Genomic DNA, 23,056 nt, shown 5'->3' with positions numbered 1-23,056 from the left:
ACTTTATTTCGATATAAACGCGCGTTGAAACAAGCGAACACCACCTCTGAAGTGCTGCTATTTTCAGAAAATGTGATAATGATCGCTGTTGTGGCACGGCAGGCAAAAGGGGTTTCCGCGTGAACAGTGAGGCATTGGATTTCGCTAACGAACATTCTTTGGAAAAAACCAATGATCCTGAGATCGATAAGCCAGTCTTTAGGCGTCCAGGCTTCAACGGAATAAGTACCTTTGAAGAAATCGATCACCGGCTTGCGAAATACCTGCGTGAAGCACGCGATAACGCAGGCCTGAAACAAGCCGATTTTGCTCCGCTCATGGGACTTTCTACGCCGGTTTATGGTCGCTATGAACGCGCGTTTTCAAAGCTGCATGTCACTCGCTTGGTGCATATTTGCGAAGTGCTGAACATTATGCCCATCGAAATGCTTTACGAGGCAGCACCTCATTTGTGGGGCAAAAGTGAGGAGGAAGCCAAGGATCGCGTCGAACTTGCGAAACTCGTAGCTAATCTCCCGCATAGCACAACGCGTGACTTGCTTTCGTTGGTTAAGAAAATGGCAGACCTACAAAGCCAGGTCGACGCCAAAACGCAAAGCGCGGATTGAATTAAATAGTCGTAGCCAGCAATGGCTATTGCGAATAGCCGACAATTGCTCGAAATGCGCGAACTAAGAACCAATCACCGATTGGAGGATAGGGTTCGCTATTGTACTACCTCACTTAATATGGTACTAAATTTAATACCTAATTTGATATGGACTTATTATGCAACGTGTGGAAGCAAATATAGCGGTTAGCGTTTCAGACCTCAAAAAAAGTCCGTCCGCAGTAATGGACGAGGCTAACGGCGAGGCTGTGGCTGTTCTTAATCATAATCGAATTATGGCTTATATGGTTCCCGCTAGCGTCTATGAAGCCATGCTCGAACAGCTGGATGATATTCGCCTCACTGAGATAATCCGGAAACGAGCCGACGAAAAAGGAATTTCGGTCGATATCGATGCCCTATAAGCTTGAATTCTTGCCATCGGCTCTCAAAGAATGGAATAAACTCGGCGCGACAATCCAGCAGCAATTGAAGAAGAAACTACGCGAACGATTGGAAACGCCGCGCGTCGTGAGTGCTTCACTGCATGGTATGCCCGATCATTATAAGATCAAGCTTCGCCAGTTGGGCTACCGACTTGTTTACTCCGTCAATGACGATACCGTTACGGTATTGGTCATAGCGGTTGGAAAACGTGAGCGTGGCGATGTTTATAATACCGCTCGCTCCAGGACCCAATAAATTCTCCAGAAGTTGTCCGGCTTGCATGGGGCGGTAAGGATGGACAATGATACGACCGTTCATTACCTTGGAGGTCGCCTAAGCGACCTCTTTTGTTTGGTCCGAGACGAGGTTGTGCAGATAATCGGCAACAGCCTGGGCTTTGGCTGCAGTGGTGATAATGGCGCGTTTATCAGCCTTCAGGACGGCCAGCCAATTATCAACGTAGGCGGCTGTGTTTTCGAGAGGATCATGGGAAACACCGAGGTCAGCGCAGAGAAATGCTGCAGACAGTTCTGCGACGAGCTCTTCGACCGCGTAAGCGTCGGTACCGAAGCGGCCTGACAGGTCGCGATCAAGGCGATGTTTTGCGCCTGACCAATGACCAATTTCGTGCAGAAGTGACGAATAAAGGTGGACGTCGCTTAAAAAGCGCTCGCGGTCGGGCATGAGAATGTCGTCAGGTCCAGGACGATAGCAAGCCTTCGTGCCGCCGTAGTGAATGACAGCACCCGCCTGGCGGACAAACGTATCGACGGTTTCATTGTGCGGCACGGGCGTCGTCGGCATTGATTCAGCTGGGCTGTAATATTCGATAGGCAGGTTCTCGATCTGCTCTACGTTGAATACAGTGTAGCCCTTGAGATAAGGGATTGAACGGTCGTCATCTGTGTCCTGATCCTTGGGCGTAAAGGTGCCATACTTGACGACGAGCGATCCACGTTCGCCCTTCCGGACTTGACCGCCGAGATCCTTCGCCTGACGATAGGTCATCCAGCTGGTCTCCTCGTAGCCGTTCATCTGTGATGCAATCCAGAGCATGAGAACATTGATGCCGCGATAGGCTTCGCCGCTGGATCGGCGGGGGATGATGGAGGTCGGGCGGGTATTTCCGCGCCAAGGCTGCACCCAGGGTTTGGTGCCGGCTTCCAGCTGCTCGATGATGAGGTCTGTGATGCGCTGATAGGTGTCGCTGACGTTGTTCATGGCCGTCTCCATTCGTTGGTTGACGGCAAGAAACGGAGATAGCCGAGACGAGCCCATGCACCCTTTGGGCCGCAACAGAAGTGGAGGACCGCGAAGCGGTTGCATGGGGGAGAGGCTATCGCAGCTTGTCCGTCAATCAGCCAACGAGTGGGGCGGCCTAAATGTCACTCACCGAAGCTAACGGACCGGCCCTCGGCGCGGAGGTTGGGCTGCTTATCGTTCGCGGTCGTCGGAATCCCGCTCGGGCTGCTTTTGCGCCGATAGTTCCGCAAGCCGGGACGGGTCCGTGGCTATTTTCTGCTCTGGTGACATGCGCTCGACGGCGCGACCATCTGCATTTCTGACCTGATCCGGGTGGGACAAGCGGGAAAAGTCAGAACGTGCCGTGAATGTGATTTCGGTATCATCATCGGGCAACCGCTCTGGAAGGTCGGCGCGATCGACGGCGATAATCCCGTGGTCGGTAACAAGGCTGGCAACACGGATATCGTGCCCGAGAACCTGACCTGAAATCTGTTCGCCCGGCCTGGCGGTGCGCACGTTGTGCTCGAAAGCATTCTCACCGCGCATTTCCAGATCGACAAAGGCAGCTCTTATGGCTTCCTGCCGGTTGGGATCGATCATGCGCGGCTTGGTAATGACCATGAAGTCAAGCTCATGACCATATTCGCGACAAAGAGATACTAGCAGTGCCTCCTGGGCCCGCCCGTTACCTTCCCAGAACGGGTGCACATACTTCAACTCTGACAACACTTTACCTGTGTCAAATGACACGATATTTGGCCTTTATGGCCACTATGTTGCCTTTGGGTCAGGATTACTGACCTTTCCAAACGATCCTCTGGTCAAGCCGCTACTATTCAATGGAGGATGGCCGTGCTGCAACTCGCCTGAAATCCACTCTGCGACTTCCACGCCCCCGCACGTCAAACAACGTGACAGCTCCTTGACAGTTTATCGACTGACAATGACACCAGGTCTGGAAGCAGGTCTTCTACCCGCGGCGCTTAAGGGAAATCGATAATAGACCCAAACCGCATAGGCGATAATGTCATGCGCAAAGCGAAAGCCTTTCAGACAGAGCATAGGGTATGAAATGATCATCTCAAAGTGATAAATCAATGCCCATCAGATAACTTGGCAATACTGTAAACTTCGCACCGATATTCAAAATGCCCCAACGCGAGGTTATCGTGTCGGGGCTACTCGATACATCTTCGTGTGCCGTTTATGACAAGAAGCTAAAAGGAGATAATCGTTAAGAGAAATTACAGCGGAACCCGCTTGTTTCCTGTGGTTCTCCGAGCTTCACCTGCCTCATGGACAGGTTTTATTCAATCATGGCGTTGTTCGTATCGACTTTTTCAAAGTGATTTTCCGATAAACGCGCTGAACGTCGTCGCCCTCTCAGTATTTCGATTCGAATAATCGAAATCGAGGGTGCCGGAAATCCAATAACCCTTATCCGCCAGGCCTGAATAGGTAAAAGTCGGTCCTACCCTCCCGCGTTCCGACCTAGCATAATCAGAGTCGGTCAGATTGTAGATGTCATATTGGTGATGGACGCCAACGGCCAGCGTATCCGTCAGCTGATATCCAAACGCGATATCCGCCAGATTGAGCGAAAGGCCTGCCTGCATACGCTTCCGGCCTCCGGTTTCCAGGTCGGTATAATTTTTGTCGCGGAAGAGGTAGTTAATATTCGCGGGCGATATGCTTAGTTGCCATTTGTCATAACCAAAGAAGTTATTGACGCTCGCGCTGATGGAATACTGGTTCGCGCCAGCACCGTACCCGCTGGATTTATCCGATCCGTTAGGAAAGTTCATGAATATCGTAGGGCTGATCCACCAGGCTCGATAACCTTCTGTGTTTGGTTTGGCTTTTGTGGCTGCAACCTGATAGTAATATTCGAATCCTAGTTGAGGAGATGTAACACCCCACCGTGAGTCATCACCCTCAAAATCGCTTTTTTGGTAACCACCATTAAAACCTAGCCAGAGTTCAACCTGGTCCTGCTTTGTGCCGGTCAGTCCAGTTTCGCTGAACCAGGCCAGCTGGAAAAAATTTGCTGCCGTTTGGCTGCTATTTTCCTTCGTATAGTAAGGCCACAGTTGAAGCGCCCAACCCGGTGTCCCGGGTTGGGCGTTTCCCAAGAAATTTCCTGCGTACGCACCATTTGGAACGAATGAAAGAGCGATCGTTGACATTAGTAAGCCAGCGATGCTCATTTTACGAAAAAGTAGCATGGTATTCCCCTTCTTATTGGCATACTTGCGTGAGCATAGTATTTTTACATTTCGTAGATCAATTTGTGACGTCTATTACGATTTTCCCATGTGAACACCTGGTTGATTTCATATATTTCCAAGCTTCGATGTATCCATTCATAGGAAATAAGCGGTCTATATTCGGACTAATATTTTTCAAAGTTAGATTTTTATTTACATAATCCACGCCTCTCTGTCTCATTTCTTGATGTTCAACATAGTTGAATACTGAGTACGGCTGGAACGTCACGTTCTTTTGAAACATGTCTCGCAAAGGAAGTTCGGGCGGCTTTGTGTCCAGAGTGCCGTAAAAATAGACATGCGCATCTCGCGCAAAGGCAGGACTGTATTTGGAGATCAGTCCCTCTCCGATTGGATCAAAGGCGACATCAATTCCCTTACCGCCGGTCACCGCCAGAAGTTGTTCGGCAATTGAAGTCCCGTCGCTATCGGTCACGATGACATGAGAAGCGCCTCTTTCCTTCAGATAGGGAACGTTGGAGGGAAACCGTGTCGTGCCGATCATGGTTGCGCCGAGCATGCGGCCTATTTCAAGTGCTGCTGATCCGGCTGTCGACGTTGCAGCGGTAGCGAGAACGAAACTATCCGGCCCAACCTTCGAGACTTCAGCGAGGGGATAATAGGCAGTCAGGTACTGCATCCATATGGATGCGCTTTCTGGGGCCGACAGTCCGGGAGGCGCCGGTGTTATATACCGTGCATCGACAATGAGTGTCTCTGTGCTGGCCCCACGATTGTAATAGAAATAGGGCAAAGTACAGTAGCGGCTTCCGATGGTTATTCCCTCAACCCCGTCGCCGACGGCCTCAACAATGCCGGCCGCCTCAATTCCGACACAAGCTGGAAAATGGTGGAAGCTGAATGAATAATTGTCCACCATCAGATCCATATCACCCCAATTGAGAGCAAATGCCTCAATTCGAAGCCGAACTTCTCCGGGACCTGGTTGCTCAATAGGAACCTTGACTAGTCTCAGTCCCTGATAACCGTCATAACCATTGATGACCCATGCTCTTGCTGTGGCGCCCATATCAGCCCCTCGCCATATGCACGTCGCGCGGAAGCGCGGAGAGGATTTCCGGTCCGTATTCGCGCAGGATCACAATATCCTCTAGGCGGATGCCGAACCGGTCGGGCAGATAGATGCCAGGTTCGATGGAGAAGACCATCCCTTCCTCCAGCACCGTTTCGGAGGTTGCAGTGATATAGGGCGGCTCGTGACCATCGATGCCCATGCCGTGGCCGGTACGGTGCACGAAATATTCGCCATAGCCCGCATCGGCGATGACGTTGCGAGCCGCTGCATCTACCTCGCGCGCCATGACGCCCGGACGAGCTACTTTCAGCGCTGCCTGCACGGCCTTCTCGACGATGGCGTGGATCTCGCCATAACCTTCGGGCGGCATGCCGACGACGGCCATGCGGGTGATGTCAGAAGGGAACCCCTGCTTGCGTCCGCCAATGTCGATCACCACCGCGTCCCCTTCCTGGATAACGCGATCGCTAGCAGAATGGTGCGGGAACGCGCCGTTGCCTCCCGCGCCCACAATCCAGAAGCACGGCTCGGCACCTTCCGACGAAAAATGTGCGCGGATTTCCGCGGCAAGTTCATTCTCGGTCATGCCCGGCCTGATTGCGGTGAATGCCGCTTCCATGGCGCGATCGGCGATGCTGGCATTCATCTTGAGTTTTGCGTATTCATTGCTGTCTTTGCGCATGCGGAGACCGCCGAGCGTTGCGGGCGTAAAATTTCGACACGTATCTGCAGGCAAAGCATCGAGGAGCAGTAGCGCGAAGTCAGCGCGCATCGTTTCATCAAGCGTGACGAGGCCGGGTGCTTCCGCCCCGATGGCCGATAATGCTGCTCGCAAGGCGACGTCGGGGCCTTCATCATCAGCCCAGGTGTAGAACTTGATATTCGTGAATTCCCGGCTGCCTTCCGCATTCAGCGCTGGCATCAGGAAAGCCTCCTTTTTCGGGCCAATGAGCAGCAGGCAGGGGCGCTCGTCGGGATGCGGGTGGAAGCCCAGCACCCAGTCCATGTGAGAACCGGGTGCGACGGCGACGAGCCCCGTACCTGCTTCGGCCATGCGCTGTCGCAGGGCTAGAAGTCGGGAGGCGATCTGTTTTTGCATGGTCTTGTCCTCGTTCACGTAGCTGGAATGATGATGCGGCTGCCGAAGATCGGCTCGTCGTCCGGAAAGGCTTTGAACGCGGCAAGTTCGGCTTCAGAAGGCGATTCACACGAGCCTTTCCGGCTTGGCACCCAGCCGCACTGGCGCTTAAGGATCGCTGCATATTCCGCGCGCTTCAAAGCGGCGATGGACGGATCGATGACCGGCACGCCGAGCTCTTTCTCGATTTCCTTGTAGAAGCCGACCTCCATGGTGCAGCCGAGAATGAGCGCTTCCGCGCCACCTTCCTCCACCGCCTTGCGACCGGCGGCCAGCAGCCGTCGGTTGGTTTCCGCATGATCCTTCTGGAAATCATCGACACCGAGGTCGACATCATAGAAGCCCGCGAGACGTTCCGCGTGGCCATACCCGTGCACGGTGGACTGCATCTGGTGCACCCATTTGCGCCGGCCGACGATGATGCCGAAGCGGTTGGCAAGGCTTGCGGCGATCTCACAGGAGGCAATGCAGGGAGCAGTGACGACCATTTGGTCCGAAATCTCAAGAGCATCGTGTAACGCTGTGTCGTAGAAGCAGCCAATGGCCAGCGCATCGAAACCTTCCCGTGCTGCGGTGCGCACCGCCCGCATGATGCCGCGTGTCACTAATGCCTCATAGGTGCGGAATTCGATATGGGAGAAGCCATAGCTCGCCTTCGGCAAGGCAGCCACGTGGACTTCCGTACCAGGCAGTTTGTGGTCGCGCGCCATGTCGGCAAAGATGGCATCTACTGCATCGTTCGCAGCAAAGGGGTTGAGATACATGATCTTGAACGGTTCAGGACTCATATTGCTATTCTCCTTAGTAGTGTCGTTGCGATCCCGACGAAATTGTCGGAGATCAGACCGATCTCTCACTCTCGACTCATAGCTTTCCCGTTCGCGTACAGCCCTGAATTGGCTGATACGCGTCAGAACAAGACCTTGACCGGGAGCGGCTATCCTATCCTGTTTGTCGTCTTCACTCAGGAAGCAGGAATGATGATGCGACTGCCAAAGACGGGTTCGTTGTCAGGGAACGCTTTGAAGGCAGAAAGTTCGGCTTCGGAAGGTGCTTCGCAGGAGCCTTTCCGGCTAGGTACCCAGCCGCACTGGCGCTTGAGAATCGCAGCATATTCCGCTCGCTTCAAAGCGGCGATGGATGGATCAATGACCGGCACGCCAAGTTCCTTCTCAATCTCCTTGTAGAAACCGATTTCCATCGTGCAGCCGAGGATGAGTGCTTCCGCGCCGCCTTCCTCAACCGCCCTGCGACCGGCGGCTAGCAAACGGCGGTTGGTTTCCACATGATCTTTCTGAAAATCATCTACCCCGAGGCCGACATCGTAGAAACCGGCAAGACGTTCCGCATGTCCATAGCCGTGGACGGTCGACTGCATCTGATGTACCCATTTCCGTCGACCGACGATGATCCCGAAGCGGTTGGCAAGGCTGGCGGCGATTTCGCAAGAAGCGATGCAGGGCGCGGTTATGATCATCGAGCCGGAAATCTCGCGCGCATCATGTAAAGCGGTGTCGTAAAAGCAGCCGATCGCCAGTGCATCGAAACCTTCGCGCGCTGCGGTGCGCACCGCACGCACGATGCCGCGTGTCACCAACGCTTCATAGGTGCGAAATTCGATATGGGAGAAGCTGTAGCCGACCTTCGGCAACGCAACCACGTGTACCTCTGTGCCCGGCAGTTTGTGGTCCCGCGCCATGTCTGCAAAGATCGCATCAACTGCGTCGTTTGCGCCGACGGGGTTAAGATACATAATCTTGAGCGGCTCAGTGCTCATTTTGTTATCCTCCTCTACAGTTTCATGATGATCCCCGTCGATACCGTCGGAGATCAGTTCGATGACTCACACGTTCGATCCATAGATCGCGCGCGCACGTTCCGCCGTTACGTACTCGTTGCGGATGTCTTCGAGCACGAGGGCTGGATCACGTTCTTTCGGATTTCCGAACCCTCCGCCAGCACCCGTGATCACGCGGATCACGTCGTCCTTGTCGACCCTGATGCCGGAGGCGAAGGCGTAGCGCTCCGATTCCCCATTCTTGCGCAGGACGAGCGCATAGTTGGCCGAGCCTTCGTTGCCACCGTCGAGTGACCATGGAACGATGCGCGAGCGAGTATAGCCGAGCGTCAGGAAGGAATCGTCGCGGCGGATGCGGTAGTCGAGCCGGATGCCGCGGCCGCCGGTCCATTTGCCTTCGCCGCCCGGATCGGTGTTCAGCTCCATGCGGTCGACGACGAGGCCGTTGCGTGCCTCGGAGATCTCTGCCGGACAATTGTAGGTCTCGCCGTGCACGCCGGAGAAGATCGCCGAATTGCCGTCGCGCCCTTCCGATGCGCCCCAGCCGCCGATCTGCGGTTCGATGATCGTGTATTGCCGCCCCGTATCGGGATGGATGCCGCCGATGAAGGTGCCGGCGATGGATGAGAAGTGCCCGGCGGGCAGTTTTTCTGGCATGTGCGGGGCAAGGCAGCGCCAGACGAGATCGTAGCCGCGAATGCCGAGTTCATAGTAGAAGCCGACGGCCGCCGGCTCCTTCGCATGGAAGCACGACCCCTCGCGCGTTAAAACCTTGAGCGGGCGGAAGGAGCCTTCGTTGGCCGGCGAGGTAGGGTCGGTCAGCGCCTTGAAGATCACCTGCATGCTGACGAGCGTGTCGTCGTAGCCGGCATTCGATGGGCCGCTGTCCTGATCCGGGTTGTCTCGGAGGTCGATGACAAATTCCGTTTCCGATATCGTCACCTTGACGTTGAACATGCGCTCGTCGTCCTGCTCCTCCGTCAGCTCGAAGGTGCCGTGCGGGAGTTTCGCGAGCTCGGCGAGCGCGATCTTCTCGCCATGGTCCATGAAACCTGCCATCGCCGCCTCGAAGGTGGCGACGGTGTATTTCTCCGCAAGCTCGGCAAGGCGCTTTGCACCGATGCGGACGGAGGCGATAGCGGCCCAGAGGTCGCCTTCGAGGAAGTCCGACATGCGAGAATTGACGGTAATGATGTCGAAGATGCCGGGAATCGCCTCGCCCTTCGATATCATCTTGATGGCCGGAAGGCGAAGACCTTCCTGGAAGATTTCCGTCGCATCGGCTGAGAGCGAGCCCGGCGACTTGCCGCCGACGTCCGAATTATGGGCGATATTGGCCGTCCAGGCGATCAACCGGTCGCCGGAAAAGACCGGCATGCAGACGACGAGGTCGTTAAGATGCGTGACGCCGCCGTAGTAGGGGTCGTTGGTGATGAAGACGTCGCCGGGCTGGATGTCGCTTGGTTTGGAGAACTTCTTCAAGAGCACCTTCACCGACTTGTCGAGCACGCCGATGAAGCCCGGAATGCCCGCGCCCGAGGAAGCGAGACGGCCTTCGGCGTCAGTGATCCCCGTGCCCATGTCGAGCACTTCGTAAATAATGGAGCTCATCGCCGTCTTGCGCATGGCCGCGAACATCTCGTCGGCGGTGGCTTGCAGCGAGTTCTGGATGATCTCGAGCGTGATCGGATCGTGGGAAGCTGTCGTCATGTTCCGCACTCCTCAGGCTTTCAAGTGGATGTGAGTGTTACCGAAACCGTCGATCTCGACACGGTTGCCGGGGTGGATAACAATCGTCGTGCCCGCATCCTCGATGACCGCGGGGCCGCTGAAGGTCATGCCAGGCTCCAGCTTTTCGCCATCGAAGATCGCGGCCGGATGGATGCCTTCCAGCGCATAGTCGACCTTGCGTTGGCCCTTTTGCGCGGCGGAGGCCGGCGTTGCGGAAAGCGGCTTTTCCTGCATCTTAAGCTTGCCGACCTCGGCCGACGCGACCAGGTGGATGCCGACCAGCTCGACGGGGGCGTCGAGGCGGTAGGTATATTCCCGCTCGTAGGTCTCGTGGAACGCGGCCTCGATGGCGGCAAGGCTCGCATCTGTGATCGCGTCCTCGATAAGAACTTCGGTCGTGTGCTCCTGGTTCTGGTAACGGAACTTGCCGTAACGCAGAAACCGGACCTTCGCCGCTTCGACGCCTTCCTCGCCGAATTGCTGGTGGGCCAGCGCCTCGGTTTCGGCGAAGAGCGCCTCAATGGTGGCTGCGGCGCCGGCATTGAGGTCGGCGAGCTTGGTGACGAAATAGTCGCGACGCAGGTCCGACATCATCATGCCCCAAGCCGAGAACACCGAGGCGCCCGCCGGGATGACGACCTTCTTTACGCCCAGTTCCATGCCTAGCGCCACCGCATGCATCGCGCCGCCGCCGCCGAAAGCGACCAGGGTGAAGTCGCGCGGATCGAAGCCGCGATTTAGCGAGACGAGCTTCAGCGCGTTGACCATGTTGTTATTGGCGATGCGCACGATGCCGCGCGCGACGTCATCGGTCGAGACACCGAGTTTCTCGCCGACCTCCGAGAGTGCCTTTTCCGTCGCCGCCATGTCCGCGACGACTGAACCGCCACAGAAATAATCGCGGTTGATGCGGCCGAGCCAGAGATTGGCGTCTGTGGTAGTGGCATTGGTGCCACCGCGACCATAGGCGGCAGGGCCGGGCATGGCGCCGGCCGACTTCGGGCCGACATGCAGCTTGCCGAAGTCGTCGACCCAAGCGATGGAGCCGCCGCCATTGCCGATTTCGACGAGATCGACCACCGGCACCATAATCGGATAGCCGGCGGACGTGCGGTCGCGCTCGATCCAGTAGTCCGTCATTATGCGGACCTGGCCGCTCTCGATCAGCGAACATTTCGCCGTCGTGCCGCCGATATCGAGCGCCAGCACGTTCGGCTCGCCGATCAGCTTGCCGAGTTCGGCCGCGCCCCAGAAGCCGGAGGCCGGGCCGGATTCGACCATGGTGATCGGGATTTTCTTCACCGATTCAAGCGAATCCACACCGCAGTTCGACTGCATGACGAAGAGGTTTCCGTCAAACCCCTTGCCGGTAAGGCCGTCGTTGAGACGCGACAGGTAGCGCTCGGCCGTCGGCTGCACATAGGCGGACATGACGGTCGTATTGGTGCGCTCGTACTCACGCCATTCGCGGGTGATTTGGTGCGAGGCGACGGTCGCGATCTCCGGCCAAAGACGTGCGATCTCCGCGATCGTCGCCTGCTCGTGGCTGGGGTTGGCGTAGGAATGCAGGAAACAGACGGCGATCGCCTCGACGCCCTCTGCACGGAAGTCGTCGAGGATGGCTGGCAGGCCCGAAAGGTCGAGCGACTTCATCTCCGTGCCGTGATAGTCGAAGCGCCCAGACAGTTCACGGCGCAGATAGCGCGGCACGAAGGGCTCTGGCTTCTCATAATTCAAGTTGAAGAAGTCCGGTCGGTTGCCGCGGGCGATTTCCAACGAGTCACGAAAACCTTCCGTCGTGATGAGGCCGACTTTGACGCCCTTGCGCTCGGTCAGCGCGTTGATGACGACGGTGGTGCCGTGGGCGAGAAAGTCCACGGTCTTCGGATCGACGTCGCCTTTGTCGAGAACGTTCAGAACGCCCTGTTCGAAATTCGGCGGCGTGGTGTCGGACTTAGCCGTCGTGATGCGGAACTGGCCTGTCGCGTGGTCCGTCTCGAAGCAGACGAGATCGGTGAATGTTCCGCCGACATCGGTCGCGACCCGAATGGTCTTCTGGCTCATTGGTTTTTCTCCCTCTTATGCCGGTCGTGTAGAAGCATGCAAACGGCGCCGGGCAGTTTCAGCGCGTCGGCGGCTCGGATGCGCTCCTCGGTGTAGTAGTCACGATCATGGAGGCAGTTCAGCGTACCGACGACTTCACCGTCGATGATGACTGGTACGTTGATGACTGACTCGCATCCCAGTGAAAGGATCAACTCGTGGTCGTCAAAAACTTTGGCGATGTCTTCGATCGTGTTGGCGACAAAGGTGTCTTTGCGGTTCAGCGTGATTTCCGACCAGTCGGTTTCGTTATAGGGTTTGGTCCCGGAAACCGGGTAGACGTCGGGCATGCTTGAATAGATGCGTTCCGCCTGCTTGTCGGACGTATCGGCTGTCATGATGGTGAAAAGCTTGGCGCCAACAATGCCTTTCACCAATTGCTCAAGTGCGGCGTAGGCCTTCTCCGGCTGGCTGCCAGCGTCGGCAACAGCGTGTACGAAGGCGGTGAAGTCAGGTATTTCCATTCTGCAGTTGCTCCATAATGTGATCCCGAAGCGCTGCTTCCTCAGAGCTGACGACGGGAACGGCGCCGATTAGCCGGCGCGTGTAGGGGTTTTCGGGGCGGGTGAAAATGACGTCGGTCGTGGCAAATTCAACGAGCCGGCCTTTTTCGAAGACGGCGACGCGGTCTGCGATGTTACGAACGACGGAGAGATCGTGGGTAATAAAGACGTAGGTTAACCCGCGGCTTTCCTTGAGTGCCTTCAGAAGTTTAAGCACGCGCGCCTGCACTAGAACGTCGAGTGCGGAGGTTGGCTCGTCGAGCACGATGAGCTCCGATTGGCAAGCAAGGGCGCGGGCTATAGCAACGCGTTGGCGCTGACCGCCGGAAAGGGCCGACGGGGCACGGTTGCGAAGCTCTGCCGGCAATCCGACTTCCTCCAGCAGTTCGCCAGTGCGCTTGGCGCGGCCCGCCTTAGCGCCGATATTATGGACATCAAGCGCGAGGCGCAGCGATGCCCCGATTGAACGACGCGGATTGAGCGAGGAGAGCGGATTCTGTTGCACCAGCTGGATAGCCCGGCGATGCTCCTGCGTACGTCTTGCCGGCAGCGCCTCACCCTTGAAGGTGAGGTTGCCAGTGGTCGCGGCGTAGATGCCGAGGATAATGTTGGCGATGGTTGATTTGCCCGAGCCGGATTCCCCGACCACGGCGAGGCATTCGCCCTTTGTGACACTGAAAGAAACGCTATCGAGTGCTTTGACCGTGCCTCCATTGACCTCGAAATTCTTGGAGACGTCGGAAACGGAAAGAATCGTGCTCATTTGAGGAGTTCCTTTTCGCTGAAGCCTTCATGAGCAACTAGTGGGGCAAGGAATTGCGCAGGATCGTCGTCGAGGTCTGGAATGCCGCCGCCGGTGATGCGCGGCACGGCCGAGAGGAGCGCACGCGTATAGGGGTGGCGGGGATCCTCGAAGATCGCGGCGGTCGGGCCCTGCTCGACAATGTTGCCCTTGTAGATGACATAGACCCGGTCCGCGAATTCGCGCACTACGCCGAGATTGTGCGAGATAAAGAGCACGGAGGTGTGGTGTTTCTCGACAAGCTCGGACATCAGCTTGAGCGTCTGCGCCTGCACGGTCACGTCGAGCGCCGTGCCAGGTTCGTCAGCCAGCAGCAACGCCGGATTGTTGGCGAGCGCCATGGCAATCATGACACGTTGGTTCATGCCACCGGAAAGCTGGAAGGCATAGGATTCGAGCACACGCTCCGGGTCATGGATCGCAACGTCTGCAAGTGCTGCAAGGGCCTTGCGGCGAGCCGTCTCGTAATTGATGTTAGGTTCTGTGCGTTGCAGGACTTCCCGAAACAGCGTGGATATCTTGTAGACCGGATTCAGCGACGAGGTCGGGTCCTGAAAAATCATCGACATGGCGGTACCGCGCAGCGCATGGCGCGAAGCGGATTTTAGCGTTTCGAGGTCAATGCCTTCGAATTCAACCGTGCCGGAGATGTGAGCTGTGCGCAGGTGCTGGAGCATGCCCAGCACAATGCGCGCTGTCACAGATTTGCCGGAACCGGACTCGCCAACAAGGGCGACACGCTCACCTCTGCGGATATGCAGAGAGATGCCGTGCAGCACGTCGATCATCCCGGACCACGTCTTGAAGCCGAGCCGGAGGTTATCGATCTTGAGTGTAGGGGCCGTCATTGATCCACTCCCAGGAATTCACGCAACGCGTCGCCGATCAGGTTGAATCCGAAGACGGCGATCAGGATGGCAAGGCCAGGGAACACGGTGAGCCACCAGCTGTCTGGAAGGTACTTCGCACCTTCTGCAACCATGGAGCCGAGGTCGGGTGTCGGCGGCTGAACGCCAAGACCGAGAAAAGACAGCGAGGAGGCAATGAGAATGACGAAACCGAAGTCGAGCGTCATCTTGGTGATGACTGAGGGAACGCAGTTCGGCAATATCTCGCGGAACATGATATGCCGTTTCGAGGCGCCGATCACCTCCGCCGCCAGCACATAGCCCTCTTCTTTCTCAGAACGGGCGATATTGTAGACAAGGCGGGTGTACCAGGGCCACCACATCACGGTCACCGCGATCATACCATTGGTAAGGGTTGGCTCGAGGAGGCCCATGACCGACATGGCGAGCACCAGTGGCGGTATTGACAGGAAGACGTCCGTAAGCCGCATCAGCAAATATTCAGTCCAGCCGCCAAGATAGCCAGCAGCAAGACCGATGGCGACGCCGACCGGAACGGCGATGATGAGCACGACAATGCCGAGGATCAGCGAGATCCGGTAGGCATAGACGACGCGGGTGAAGAGGTCGCGACCAACGAGATCTGTGCCGAATATATTCGGCCAGTGTGGAGGTTGGTTGAAGTTGGCGAAGTCCACCACAGCGCCGACATGTTCAGGGAAGGGCGTGATGAAATCGGCGAAAATCGCCGAGAACACTACGATTCCGACGAGCACCAGCCCGATCAGCGACAGAGGATTGGCGGCGAGGATGACGAGGGTCTTCTTCATGACGCTCTCTGCGAAAGGCGGATGCGTGGATTTACGATAGAAACCAGCAAGTCCACGACGATGTTGACGATGAGGAACATGGCCGAGATGACCAGAACGGTTCCCACGATGGCGTTAAGGTCCTTACGCAGGATCACGGCAACGCCGTAGCGCGACAGGCCGGGCCAGGCATACACGGCTTCAACAAGGAAGGCGCTGCCCAGCATGGCGGCAAAATCGAGACCAATAATGGTAAGAGAAGGGATCAGAGATGGTCGGAAGGCATAGCGTCGAGCGATGCGCTTTTCCGGGAAGCCATATGCCTCTGCCATCTCCATGTAAGGCCGTTCGTAAGTCTCGACCATGTTCGATCGCACGAGGCGGGCGGCCTGTCCGATACCGGCAAGGGCCAGAGCGAAGGCAGGGAGGACCAAGTGCCAGACGGCATCTGCAAACGCTTTGAGATTGCCGGCAAGCAGCGTATCGATCAGCATGAAGCCGGTTACATTCTGCACAGCGATACTGTCTGAGAGCCGACCCGCAATCGGAAAAAGCCCTATGAAGTAGGAGAAGACGAGCATCAGCACGACTGCCCAGACGAAGGCGGGCGCGGAGACACCAAGCATAGTCACCAGCCGGATAGCGTGATCTATCCATCTTCCGCGGTAATGGGCTGACAAGACCCCGAGTGGAAGGCCGATGCCGATCATCATCAAACCTGCGACCATGACCAACTCCAGCGTTGCGGGCAGAAACTGGGCGATGTCGGTCGTAACAGGGCGATTTGTGTACAGCGAGATGCCAAGATTGCCGTGCATAAGATCGGCAAGAAAATAGCCGTACTGGACGAAGAAGGAAGCATCGAGATGCAATTTATCCCGCAGGGCGGCAATTGCTTCGGGCGTCGCGTTTGGTCCGAGCGCGATGCGCGCCGGGTCGCCGGGAATTACCCGAGCGATAGCAAATATCAGCACTGATACCCCTATGAGAACAAGCAAAGAGGTACCTAGCCGCTTCGCTAGGAGGCGGATGAACGGTGACATAATCAAATTCCGGTTGAAAGGTGGGGCCGCTAATGAACGACCCGGGTTTCGTCGGTAACTACTGCTTCATTTCCATCAGGCGGAAACTCATGCCGAACCCGGCTAGCGCGAAGGCCTTGGACGGATCAGTCAGCGCCGGAACCAAGACTTTGTCAGAAGCGGCGAAGACTGAAATCTGATCCTGAGCGAAAATCGAGGGGGCGATTGCGAGCAGCCGCCTATTGAGATCTTCATAGATCTTGGCACGCGCTGCTTCATCAAGTGTTGTACGAGCCTTCTCCAGCAGAGCGTCGACTTGTTCATCTTTCAGATGTTCTGGCGACATCCAGGTGCCCGCAGCGCTCGAATGATACATGTTAGATAGGAGAGTATCCGGATCACCCGTCATCGTGTTCACGAAGACCTGCGAGACAACGGGTGTACGTTCGGCCTTTGATACCTGATCGGAGAATAGGGCCCAAGGCACCTTGCTGACTTTCGCCTTTATGCCAATCTGCGAGAGATTGGCCTGCAGAAGGAGTGCGAACCGCTCCTCTATTGGAACCTCACCCGTCCAAGATATATCGATATTCATATCCTCGGGCTTATATTTGCACGCGCTGAGATATTCTTTCGCCTTGGTGAGGTCCTGCTTGAGGGGTTGTTCATTGGGAAGAGCTCCCAACATGCCGACCGGGAGTGGTCCGGTAGCAGGACTGCCCAGGGAAACATTGTCTGTGATGGCCACCATCTTAACGCCCGTGCCATAATCAAAGGCGTAGCTGACTGAGAGGCGGCAGTTAACGTCGTCGAAAGGAGGCTTCGTCGTATTCAGCTTGATATAAAACCCGGACGTTCCCCTTTCTGTGAGCAATTGGGCTCCATCGGCAGCGAGCGACTTGAGTACTTCCGGAGGCAGCCATTGCGAGGAGATTTCGTGCTCGCCCTGCGCAATCAACGTGCGCACAGTGGCTGCTTCCAGGCCATAGCGCAGACGCACCTTATCTGGCGCTGTAGCGGGTACTCCGAGAAAATAAGCCGGGTTCTTGGCCATTACCGTCTCTTCTTGCGGATTGTGCGAAATGACGGTGTAAGCACCACTGCCAGCAGCATGGTTCGAAAGAAATGCCTGGCCCCAGTCCTTCATAGGACCATTGCCATCCCCCAGATTGGCCATTACGAGTTTCTTGTCGACAATAGGCAGACGCGTGAGTGCCGAAATGAAAGGGGCATAGATTTCTTTCAAGGTGAAACGGACAGTTGAAGCATCTATCGCCTCTGCCTTTTCCACTTTGTCGAAGAGGTATGACAGCCCTTGGCCAAGGGCGCGCATGCGATCAAGCGAAAAGACGACATCATCTGCGGTAAGCGAATTTCCGCTCTGAAATTTTACATCGTCGCGCAATCTGAACGTAAAGACCTTGCCGTCAGTGCTTTCCCATGATTCAGCAATAAACGGCTCATAGCCAGGCTTTCCCTGTTTGGGAACTACCAGTGCATCATAGATGTTGAACATCAGAATGGAGTCGGCGTAATCTGAAGCCTTGGCGGGATCGAGTTCGCCAACGGGCGACTCATCAAGCCTGAGTACGGTGTCTGCGGTCGCTTGATTCTGGATAGATGTAGTGGCCAAAAATGCGGCCAATAACAGTTTGATGCCAGATCTCATTTTGAGTTCCCCTATTTGTTATTATTTTGGTGCACCACGTCGGTTGACAGCTCTTGTTACAGCAAGGACATTTTCCGAACCGGTCCCCTGATTTTCGTCACCGAACACGTCCATTGTGCATGTGTGAAAAACGATCGTCGTGTCGCCTGTATGATTCCAGATAACGTGTGTCTGGGAGGACGGGAAATGTGCGGTATCGCCCTCGTTCAGGATCGTAATTTCGCCTTCCAGCTCAAGCGTCAATGAACCGCGAACGATGTAATAGATCTCTTCCCCCTCATGAGATGTCGGTTCACTTCGAAAGCCCGGAGGTTCGTGGATCAATGTCGAGCGCAGAATATTGCCGGGAAAGGCCGCCGATAACCTCTCGTAAGTAACATCTTTTCCCGTCAATGAGCCGAGGCCATAAAGCGGTCTATTATCTCGACGTGTAATCGGCCCCTGAGGCTGAGACTTCTGGAAAAAGGTTCCCACATCGACGTCAAGCACCCGGCAAACGGCAACCAGTGAAACGAGGGAAGGCACGGCAATGCCGCGCTCGATTTGAGATATGAATCCTACTGACAGTTCTGCTTGATCTGCAACTTCCTGAAGCGTTAGTTTCAACGCCTTTCGGCGGCTACGCAAACGCTTTCCTAGCGGCTGTTGATCAGCCTCGATAATTTTGGCGAGATCGCTCATTGTCCCTCTTTTTTAGTATTTATTCAAAATACAACCCACCTAGCGATTCATGTCAACATTTTTTTAGTGTGACTTCAATTTTAATATAGAGGTCGGCCGCCTTGGAGCTACTCAAATGGCACTGCATATTCGCAATCTGGAGGCCGATAGGCTCGCGCGCGAGCTTGCGCGCATTGACCGCACAAGCATCACCGATGCTGTAATCGTCGCCCTTCGTGAAACCGTCCGTAACCGGATGAACCAGGAGAAGCCATGGGAGACGGCACAAAAGACCCTTGCCAAACATGGCCGATCTTTTCCGCCAGATCGAAAGCCCGTTCCTCCAGAAGCCTATCACGATCTGACGGATGACGAATAGTTTTCGTCAACAGGCACCGCTGTGCCAAAAATCCTGATGCCAAAAACCTGTTGTGAGGTATGCCTTTTCCGGATCGCGAACGCCTTTATTATTTCAAGGGCAAAATCTCGTGGCAAAAAGGGCGAAATATTTGAAACCAGTTAAAGTTTACTTGTTTGTTTTCAATGACTTAGAATAACATCAAGGGCCAAAGTTCGTGTCACTCGACATTACCGGCGATTTCGGCGAACCGTTCGACCGACGATCCGCGCAAAATTTCGGGATTCCGGATCGGTCTAAAGGCTTCATCCAAGCCCATCTCGATACGCGAGCCGTGTAGGAACGAGGTCCCGCCTTTCGACAGATTACCAATCAGCTCCACTCTCTGGCCATCGACAACGGGGCTTTCATTGCGCGTATGACCGGCCCATTCATAAATGTCTTGGAAAATATGACCATGTATGGCCTTCAGATGTTGCGCGTCGAAAGTCCCTTTCGGGCCGTCTCCTTCGGCAATTTCAGCCATCCGGAAAGCTGCCGCGCGATATTCTTCGACGCGTAGTTCCTTATGCGACTGAATCCCAAGTTTGTTGTGCAGCACATCCCTGCGGTCCGGATCGACCGATATGTTCGGATATGTATAGGAACCGTTGGATTCCGTTTCAGCCATGGCGAAAACCAATAAAAAGCCGCCTGCCCTGGGCAGGCGGCATCAAACTAAAAATATTGAGGTTGAACTACTGCGGTTTGCGGACTACGCGATCTCTGTATTCGTCACGCGTGATATCGCCGCGACATAGGCCGCTGTTGCCTCTTCCAACAGTGGATCGTGGATATAGCCCTGTCGCATATTTGCGGCGCGCGCCTGATCCGTAGCTTTTTTGCGCCTGACAACAGCTTCCGGAGATCGATCCGGACGGGGGGCATGAACGTTCATCTTCAAAACTCCTGTTGCAGTTAACGCTAGCACAAAAGACGACCAAAATCCAGAAAACAAAGGGATTTGCGCGACGTTCGGGGTGCGCCCGGCACTTGGCCGGGCGCTGTTGGGCTATCAATTGTGTGGTTCCCACTCGAGAATGGCCTGAAGGCTTGGGTCGTCCTGTCCGCCGAAACGGCCGAGGTTGGCGTTGTAGTTCAGGCGGCGGATCGAGAGATTGCGCTTGAAGCCTTCGCCATCGGCTTTTGCCTTTTTCCAGATCCCGCCAACCTCGATATTGAAGCCACGCGGGGACTTGGCGAAAACGCGGTGCGTCGGAGCGTCCGGGTTTTCCGAATTGAACGGCACGACCTCAATGTCGATGTCGTCGGTCAGGGTCGAGATGCGGCCTTTGCCGGAAGCGCTGTCGAGGTCTTCGCTATCGAACTGGATGAAGTTGGTGATTTCGTTGGCCATGGTATTCACTCCTCTATGTGGTTGCGATGATCGTTCACGGGCACGGCGGTAAGCGGTGTTGCACCCTTGGGCCGGAGCGCAGCGGAGGAAGCCGAGGGCCGAAAAATTTGTCGCGCGAGGAGCCGTAGGCGGGGAAATTTCAGGCTTCCGGCTTTGCGGCAACCGCGTCGACGTGCGAACGAGCGTCAAAAGCAACCGAATTAGAGGTGTGCTCTATACGCCAATATGGCAATTCAACTCGTCGAAATAGACCGTATACACAATACCGCAATTATCACGCATGATAGCCGGATACAGCGCATTTACAACAGTATTCGTGTAATCTTGGCAATTTTGGATAACCGGATCAATTCTCTACGCTGATCATCCTATAATACCAATATGGTTATGCACGGGCGGACTTATCTGGAGGCATGGCCCCGTCGATAGAGATGCGGGCTCCCTACGTCCTCCGCCCAGATTAAAAGCAACCGCTCGCGTGCTACATTCTCGGCATACCCCTATTCGGCCATGTTGATGCCGTGGTTTCCCGGCAAGTAGCGCAACATCGCTTCAGCCTGATCAGCGCGCAACCAGGCTGCATGACCACGTCTTGCCGCTCAAGAAGCCGCTCTCCTCCCTTTCGCAAGCGTCGATTGCGGCCATAAGGCCACCGCTGCGGCGAAAACGTAGCGAAAGATCATTGCATTGCTTCCGTTCCATGACGGGCAGCAAGCCCGAAAACCGATCGCGTCAGATGCAATTCGCCAGCGGCCGCGCGCGCTGTCATGGCGCGCAAATAGCCGCCCGGCGATTTCACTTGCCTCTCGTCGAACTTCTGCAGCGTGACCGCGATGGCAATAGCGGCGGCTTGTTCTCCCATCTGATCGACAGCGCGGCGGCGTGCATCTTCGGAAATGCCCGCCATGCGGCAAATTTGCGGGGCGAGCCGGGCCAATTCAGCCCAGGTGCGGGGGCGCGATACTCCGTAAGTCGTCAGTGCCGGTAGTGCCCGTAACAGATCTTGCAGGGCCACTAACGCTTGTGGGGAGTAATGCGGTTGATTGACCTGGCTCGAATTGCGCCTCAAGCTTTTCTCAAGAGCTTTCTTACCGGCGAAGCCGGTTTTAGGGAAACTGAGTTGTTCGGCGTATCCCGAACGCATTTCATCTTTACAATATCCAAGGGAATAGGGGTTTGTAATCTGTTTGTGCATGTCGTTTTCGACATATGGGCGTGTCGAATCTTCGTTTCTAGCGGAAGGCTGCTCACCGTGAGGCAGCTGCATTACCCTCTCGATGATCCATTCGATTAAGCCTGTTGCGCGACGAAGAACGGTACTGGATGCTTTGGTCGCGATGCCTACGGCATCAAGAACACGCGCGAAACGCTGCTCGATCATGGCGCGCAGCCGCGCGGGCAGATCCTCGACAGAGGCGAGCGCGTAACGCAGATTGCGAACGGCGCCGCGATAGCGGCGCAGGTTCGCATCGAGTGATTTCTTTTCCGCCTTTGCCTGCCGAACCATTCCATCGAGCTCCGCAAAGCGGGCAATCAGAACGCGCAGATCAATACCGCAAGCGTCGGCAATACTGCCGTCCGCATTACGGACCGGATAACGTTTATAGTTACCGCTATCCTGCATGGTAATAACACCGGCATCAAACAGCCGGGACAACACACGGCTGACACGTCCCTCGGATCGCCCGATTTCGAACGCAAGCGCAGCGTTGGATTTGAACACGATCGGTCGGCCACCTTTGTCATAGCTCTCTGCTGGAGCCGTATTGATCAGTACAACAAGCAAGTGCGCTTCTGTGCCATTGATGAGGCCAAGGCAAGGGAGTGACTGCGCAAGTCCGATCAGTTGGCCGCGTGTCACCGTTCCAATTTCCGCAGTCTGAGCCAGCCGCCGAAACTCGGTTCGTTGTGATGTCTGTTTGCGGCCGACCCGCCGCACAGGCTGTAGGGCTTCCCCCATACTCCTCGTCTCCTCTTAGCGACCAGGCAAAGCTTTCCCGTTCGCCGAAAAGCGTTTTTGTTTGACTTTGGAAGTTGGGGGTGCGATTTTGTTTTTACTGACTGTTTTGAATTTGCACCCCGCTTCCGGATTTTTTCGGGAGCGGTTTTCTTTTGTAGCCCGGTCAGATTCTCCTTAAAATCGTGATATTCAACGGCATGGAATGTTACCGATTTGGCTTGTTCCGACAACCCTAAAACAGCCACCCGACTTGAAATTAGATCATAATTGGCCAATAAACCCTTATTCTGAACGAGTATTTCCTATAATAAGGTACTCGACAGGTCATCTTAATATAACCTTATTGGTAATCTTCATCATCATCGCTAAAGCTCACCCGCCCCTCCAAATAGGCCTCCGGCAACCCTACAGCGCGCGCGGGTGCCTTCGGCTGGCGGTCTTCGCTACGCTCTCACCGCAAATGGCGGACTAAAATTGTTTGAAGATCCAAATCGGTCAACTCCGCGTTTGGCGCGAAAAAACGATTGAGCGTTTAAAAACCCAATGAAGCCGTCAAAAAGCGTCAGACCTCTTCGTAAGACGGTCACCCTATGGCGATGTAGAGAGTATTCATGCGATTTCAGCCGCTGCCGCACAGTTAAATTTTGTAAGCACAGCTTTCAATCAAAGGCTTGT

21 protein-coding genes and 3 pseudogenes are annotated in these 23,056 nt (G+C 55.5%); 4 read left to right on the top strand and 20 right to left on the bottom strand.

Going from position 1 to position 23,056, the window contains the following annotated elements; genetic code table 11:
- Positions 1 to 119: 119 nt before the first annotated feature.
- The 3 genes from VBH83_RS17780 to VBH83_RS17770 all read left to right on the top strand — a co-directional run bounded on the left by VBH83_RS17780 (position 120) and on the right by VBH83_RS17770 (position 1,291).
- Positions 120 to 608 (top strand): helix-turn-helix domain-containing protein, encoded by a 489-nt coding sequence (locus VBH83_RS17780; protein WP_396998936.1) that lies wholly within the window; start codon positions 120 to 122, stop codon positions 606 to 608.
- Between the two features lie 160 nt (positions 609 to 768).
- The gene (locus VBH83_RS17775; protein WP_128095071.1) at positions 769 to 1,014 is read left to right on the top strand and encodes a type II toxin-antitoxin system Phd/YefM family antitoxin; all 246 of its coding nucleotides are present in this window, start codon (positions 769 to 771) and stop codon (positions 1,012 to 1,014) included.
- Positions 1,004 to 1,291 carry a type II toxin-antitoxin system RelE/ParE family toxin gene (locus VBH83_RS17770; RefSeq protein ID WP_259030739.1) on the top strand — a complete coding sequence of 96 codons (288 nt, stop codon included), beginning with the start codon at positions 1,004 to 1,006 and terminating at the stop codon, positions 1,289 to 1,291. Before VBH83_RS17775 ends, VBH83_RS17770 begins: the two co-directional genes overlap by 11 nt.
- Positions 1,292 to 1,369: 78 nt before the next feature.
- On the opposite strand, the gene VBH83_RS17765 is transcribed toward VBH83_RS17770, so the two are convergent.
- The 16 genes and pseudogenes from VBH83_RS17765 to VBH83_RS17690 form a co-directional block, all read right to left on the bottom strand.
- Positions 1,370 to 2,257, bottom strand: a complete 888-nt coding sequence (locus VBH83_RS17765) for an ArdC family protein (protein ID WP_396998933.1) — start codon at positions 2,255 to 2,257, stop codon at positions 1,370 to 1,372.
- A gap of 213 nt (positions 2,258 to 2,470) precedes the next feature.
- Positions 2,471 to 3,013 (bottom strand): annotated as a pseudogene (locus tag VBH83_RS17760) (cell filamentation protein Fic); the annotation flags it as partial.
- Between the two features lie 608 nt (positions 3,014 to 3,621).
- Entirely contained in the window at positions 3,622 to 4,506 is an 885-nt protein-coding gene (locus tag VBH83_RS17755) for a transporter (RefSeq protein ID WP_259030736.1), read from the bottom strand.
- 58 nt (positions 4,507 to 4,564) lie between these two features.
- Positions 4,565 to 5,578 carry a zinc-binding dehydrogenase gene (locus VBH83_RS17750; RefSeq protein WP_259030735.1) on the bottom strand — a complete coding sequence of 338 codons (1,014 nt, stop codon included), beginning with the start codon at positions 5,576 to 5,578 and terminating at the stop codon, positions 4,565 to 4,567.
- Position 5,579: 1 nt separating this feature from the next.
- On the bottom strand, positions 5,580 to 6,683 hold the full coding sequence (locus VBH83_RS17745; protein ID WP_259030734.1) for a Xaa-Pro peptidase family protein: 1,104 nt from the start codon (positions 6,681 to 6,683) through the stop codon (positions 5,580 to 5,582).
- Positions 6,684 to 6,697: 14 nt separating this feature from the next.
- Positions 6,698 to 7,510: an aspartate/glutamate racemase family protein gene (locus VBH83_RS17740; RefSeq protein ID WP_114217371.1), complete on the bottom strand. Its 813-nt coding sequence runs from the start codon at positions 7,508 to 7,510 to the stop codon at positions 6,698 to 6,700.
- A gap of 176 nt (positions 7,511 to 7,686) precedes the next feature.
- Positions 7,687 to 8,499: an aspartate/glutamate racemase family protein gene (locus VBH83_RS17735; protein ID WP_259030733.1), complete on the bottom strand. Its 813-nt coding sequence runs from the start codon at positions 8,497 to 8,499 to the stop codon at positions 7,687 to 7,689.
- Between the two features lie 66 nt (positions 8,500 to 8,565).
- Positions 8,566 to 10,230, bottom strand: coding sequence for a hydantoinase B/oxoprolinase family protein (locus VBH83_RS17730; RefSeq protein ID WP_396998929.1), 1,665 nt, complete (start codon positions 10,228 to 10,230; stop codon positions 8,566 to 8,568).
- 12 nt (positions 10,231 to 10,242) lie between these two features.
- A complete protein-coding gene (locus VBH83_RS17725) occupies positions 10,243 to 12,315 on the bottom strand; it encodes a hydantoinase/oxoprolinase family protein (RefSeq protein ID WP_396998927.1) in 2,073 nt (690 codons plus the stop codon).
- Complete coding sequence (locus tag VBH83_RS17720) at positions 12,312 to 12,818, bottom strand: GAF domain-containing protein (RefSeq protein ID WP_396998925.1); 507 nt, start codon at positions 12,816 to 12,818, stop codon at positions 12,312 to 12,314. Before VBH83_RS17720 ends, VBH83_RS17725 begins: the two co-directional genes overlap by 4 nt.
- The gene (locus tag VBH83_RS17715; protein WP_151081330.1) at positions 12,805 to 13,620 is read right to left on the bottom strand and encodes an ABC transporter ATP-binding protein; all 816 of its coding nucleotides are present in this window, start codon (positions 13,618 to 13,620) and stop codon (positions 12,805 to 12,807) included. Before VBH83_RS17715 ends, VBH83_RS17720 begins: the two co-directional genes overlap by 14 nt.
- Positions 13,617 to 14,507, bottom strand: coding sequence for an ABC transporter ATP-binding protein (locus tag VBH83_RS17710; RefSeq protein WP_128095059.1), 891 nt, complete (start codon positions 14,505 to 14,507; stop codon positions 13,617 to 13,619). Before VBH83_RS17710 ends, VBH83_RS17715 begins: the two co-directional genes overlap by 4 nt.
- On the bottom strand, positions 14,504 to 15,337 hold the full coding sequence (locus VBH83_RS17705) for an ABC transporter permease (protein WP_128095058.1): 834 nt from the start codon (positions 15,335 to 15,337) through the stop codon (positions 14,504 to 14,506). The genes VBH83_RS17710 and VBH83_RS17705 overlap by 4 nt, the downstream gene beginning before the upstream one ends.
- Positions 15,334 to 16,359 (bottom strand): ABC transporter permease, encoded by a 1,026-nt coding sequence (locus tag VBH83_RS17700; RefSeq protein WP_396998922.1) that lies wholly within the window; start codon positions 16,357 to 16,359, stop codon positions 15,334 to 15,336. Before VBH83_RS17700 ends, VBH83_RS17705 begins: the two co-directional genes overlap by 4 nt.
- A 58-nt stretch (positions 16,360 to 16,417) precedes the next feature.
- Entirely contained in the window at positions 16,418 to 18,007 is a 1,590-nt protein-coding gene (locus tag VBH83_RS17695) for an ABC transporter substrate-binding protein (protein WP_396998920.1), read from the bottom strand.
- 21 nt (positions 18,008 to 18,028) lie between these two features.
- The gene (locus tag VBH83_RS17690) at positions 18,029 to 18,688 is read right to left on the bottom strand and encodes a helix-turn-helix domain-containing protein (RefSeq protein WP_128095056.1); all 660 of its coding nucleotides are present in this window, start codon (positions 18,686 to 18,688) and stop codon (positions 18,029 to 18,031) included.
- A gap of 115 nt (positions 18,689 to 18,803) precedes the next feature.
- Here VBH83_RS17690 and VBH83_RS17685 point away from each other — a divergent pair, with 115 nt between their 5' ends.
- Positions 18,804 to 19,046 carry a type II toxin-antitoxin system VapB family antitoxin gene (locus VBH83_RS17685; protein WP_396998918.1) on the top strand — a complete coding sequence of 81 codons (243 nt, stop codon included), beginning with the start codon at positions 18,804 to 18,806 and terminating at the stop codon, positions 19,044 to 19,046.
- 205 nt (positions 19,047 to 19,251) lie between these two features.
- Here the strand turns inward: VBH83_RS17685 and VBH83_RS17680 are convergent.
- From VBH83_RS17680 to repC, 4 genes and pseudogenes are all read right to left on the bottom strand, one after another.
- A pseudogene (locus VBH83_RS17680) lies at positions 19,252 to 19,695 on the bottom strand (Fic/DOC family protein); the annotation flags it as partial.
- 67 nt (positions 19,696 to 19,762) lie between these two features.
- Positions 19,763 to 19,962 (bottom strand): annotated as a pseudogene (locus VBH83_RS17675) (hypothetical protein).
- A 117-nt stretch (positions 19,963 to 20,079) separates the two neighbouring features.
- Positions 20,080 to 20,421 (bottom strand): DUF736 family protein, encoded by a 342-nt coding sequence (locus VBH83_RS17670; protein ID WP_396998916.1) that lies wholly within the window; start codon positions 20,419 to 20,421, stop codon positions 20,080 to 20,082.
- A 679-nt stretch (positions 20,422 to 21,100) separates the two neighbouring features.
- Positions 21,101 to 22,381, bottom strand: a complete 1,281-nt coding sequence (repC, locus tag VBH83_RS17665) for a plasmid replication protein RepC (protein WP_396998914.1) — start codon at positions 22,379 to 22,381, stop codon at positions 21,101 to 21,103.
- Positions 22,382 to 23,056 lie beyond the last annotated feature (675 nt).

Source organism: Ochrobactrum sp. S1502_03, assembly GCF_044435015.1.
In the GTDB taxonomy this organism is placed as follows: Bacteria; Pseudomonadota; Alphaproteobacteria; order Rhizobiales; family Rhizobiaceae; genus Brucella; species Brucella chromiisoli.
This window is presented reverse-complemented; position numbering and strand designations above follow the sequence as displayed.

Coding starts and splice junctions, on each gene's coding strand:
- VBH83_RS17775 (WP_128095071.1), top strand. CDS start 769: ATGCAACGTGTGGAAGCAAATATAGCGGTTAGCGTTTCAGACCTCAAA.
- VBH83_RS17770 (WP_259030739.1), top strand. CDS start 1,004: ATGCCCTATAAGCTTGAATTCTTGCCATCGGCTCTCAAAGAATGGAAT.
- VBH83_RS17765 (WP_396998933.1), bottom strand. CDS start 2,257: ATGAACAACGTCAGCGACACCTATCAGCGCATCACAGACCTCATCATC.
- VBH83_RS17755 (WP_259030736.1), bottom strand. CDS start 4,506: ATGCTACTTTTTCGTAAAATGAGCATCGCTGGCTTACTAATGTCAACG.
- VBH83_RS17750 (WP_259030735.1), bottom strand. CDS start 5,578: ATGGGCGCCACAGCAAGAGCATGGGTCATCAATGGTTATGACGGTTAT.
- VBH83_RS17745 (WP_259030734.1), bottom strand. CDS start 6,683: ATGCAAAAACAGATCGCCTCCCGACTTCTAGCCCTGCGACAGCGCATG.
- VBH83_RS17740 (WP_114217371.1), bottom strand. CDS start 7,510: ATGAGTCCTGAACCGTTCAAGATCATGTATCTCAACCCCTTTGCTGCG.
- VBH83_RS17735 (WP_259030733.1), bottom strand. CDS start 8,499: ATGAGCACTGAGCCGCTCAAGATTATGTATCTTAACCCCGTCGGCGCA.
- VBH83_RS17730 (WP_396998929.1), bottom strand. CDS start 10,230: ATGACGACAGCTTCCCACGATCCGATCACGCTCGAGATCATCCAGAAC.
- VBH83_RS17725 (WP_396998927.1), bottom strand. CDS start 12,315: ATGAGCCAGAAGACCATTCGGGTCGCGACCGATGTCGGCGGAACATTC.
- VBH83_RS17720 (WP_396998925.1), bottom strand. CDS start 12,818: ATGGAAATACCTGACTTCACCGCCTTCGTACACGCTGTTGCCGACGCT.
- VBH83_RS17715 (WP_151081330.1), bottom strand. CDS start 13,620: ATGAGCACGATTCTTTCCGTTTCCGACGTCTCCAAGAATTTCGAGGTC.
- VBH83_RS17710 (WP_128095059.1), bottom strand. CDS start 14,507: ATGACGGCCCCTACACTCAAGATCGATAACCTCCGGCTCGGCTTCAAG.
- VBH83_RS17705 (WP_128095058.1), bottom strand. CDS start 15,337: ATGAAGAAGACCCTCGTCATCCTCGCCGCCAATCCTCTGTCGCTGATC.
- VBH83_RS17700 (WP_396998922.1), bottom strand. CDS start 16,359: ATGTCACCGTTCATCCGCCTCCTAGCGAAGCGGCTAGGTACCTCTTTG.
- VBH83_RS17695 (WP_396998920.1), bottom strand. CDS start 18,007: ATGAGATCTGGCATCAAACTGTTATTGGCCGCATTTTTGGCCACTACA.
- VBH83_RS17690 (WP_128095056.1), bottom strand. CDS start 18,688: ATGAGCGATCTCGCCAAAATTATCGAGGCTGATCAACAGCCGCTAGGA.
- VBH83_RS17685 (WP_396998918.1), top strand. CDS start 18,804: ATGGCACTGCATATTCGCAATCTGGAGGCCGATAGGCTCGCGCGCGAG.
- VBH83_RS17670 (WP_396998916.1), bottom strand. CDS start 20,421: ATGGCCAACGAAATCACCAACTTCATCCAGTTCGATAGCGAAGACCTC.
- repC (WP_396998914.1), bottom strand. CDS start 22,381: ATGGGGGAAGCCCTACAGCCTGTGCGGCGGGTCGGCCGCAAACAGACA.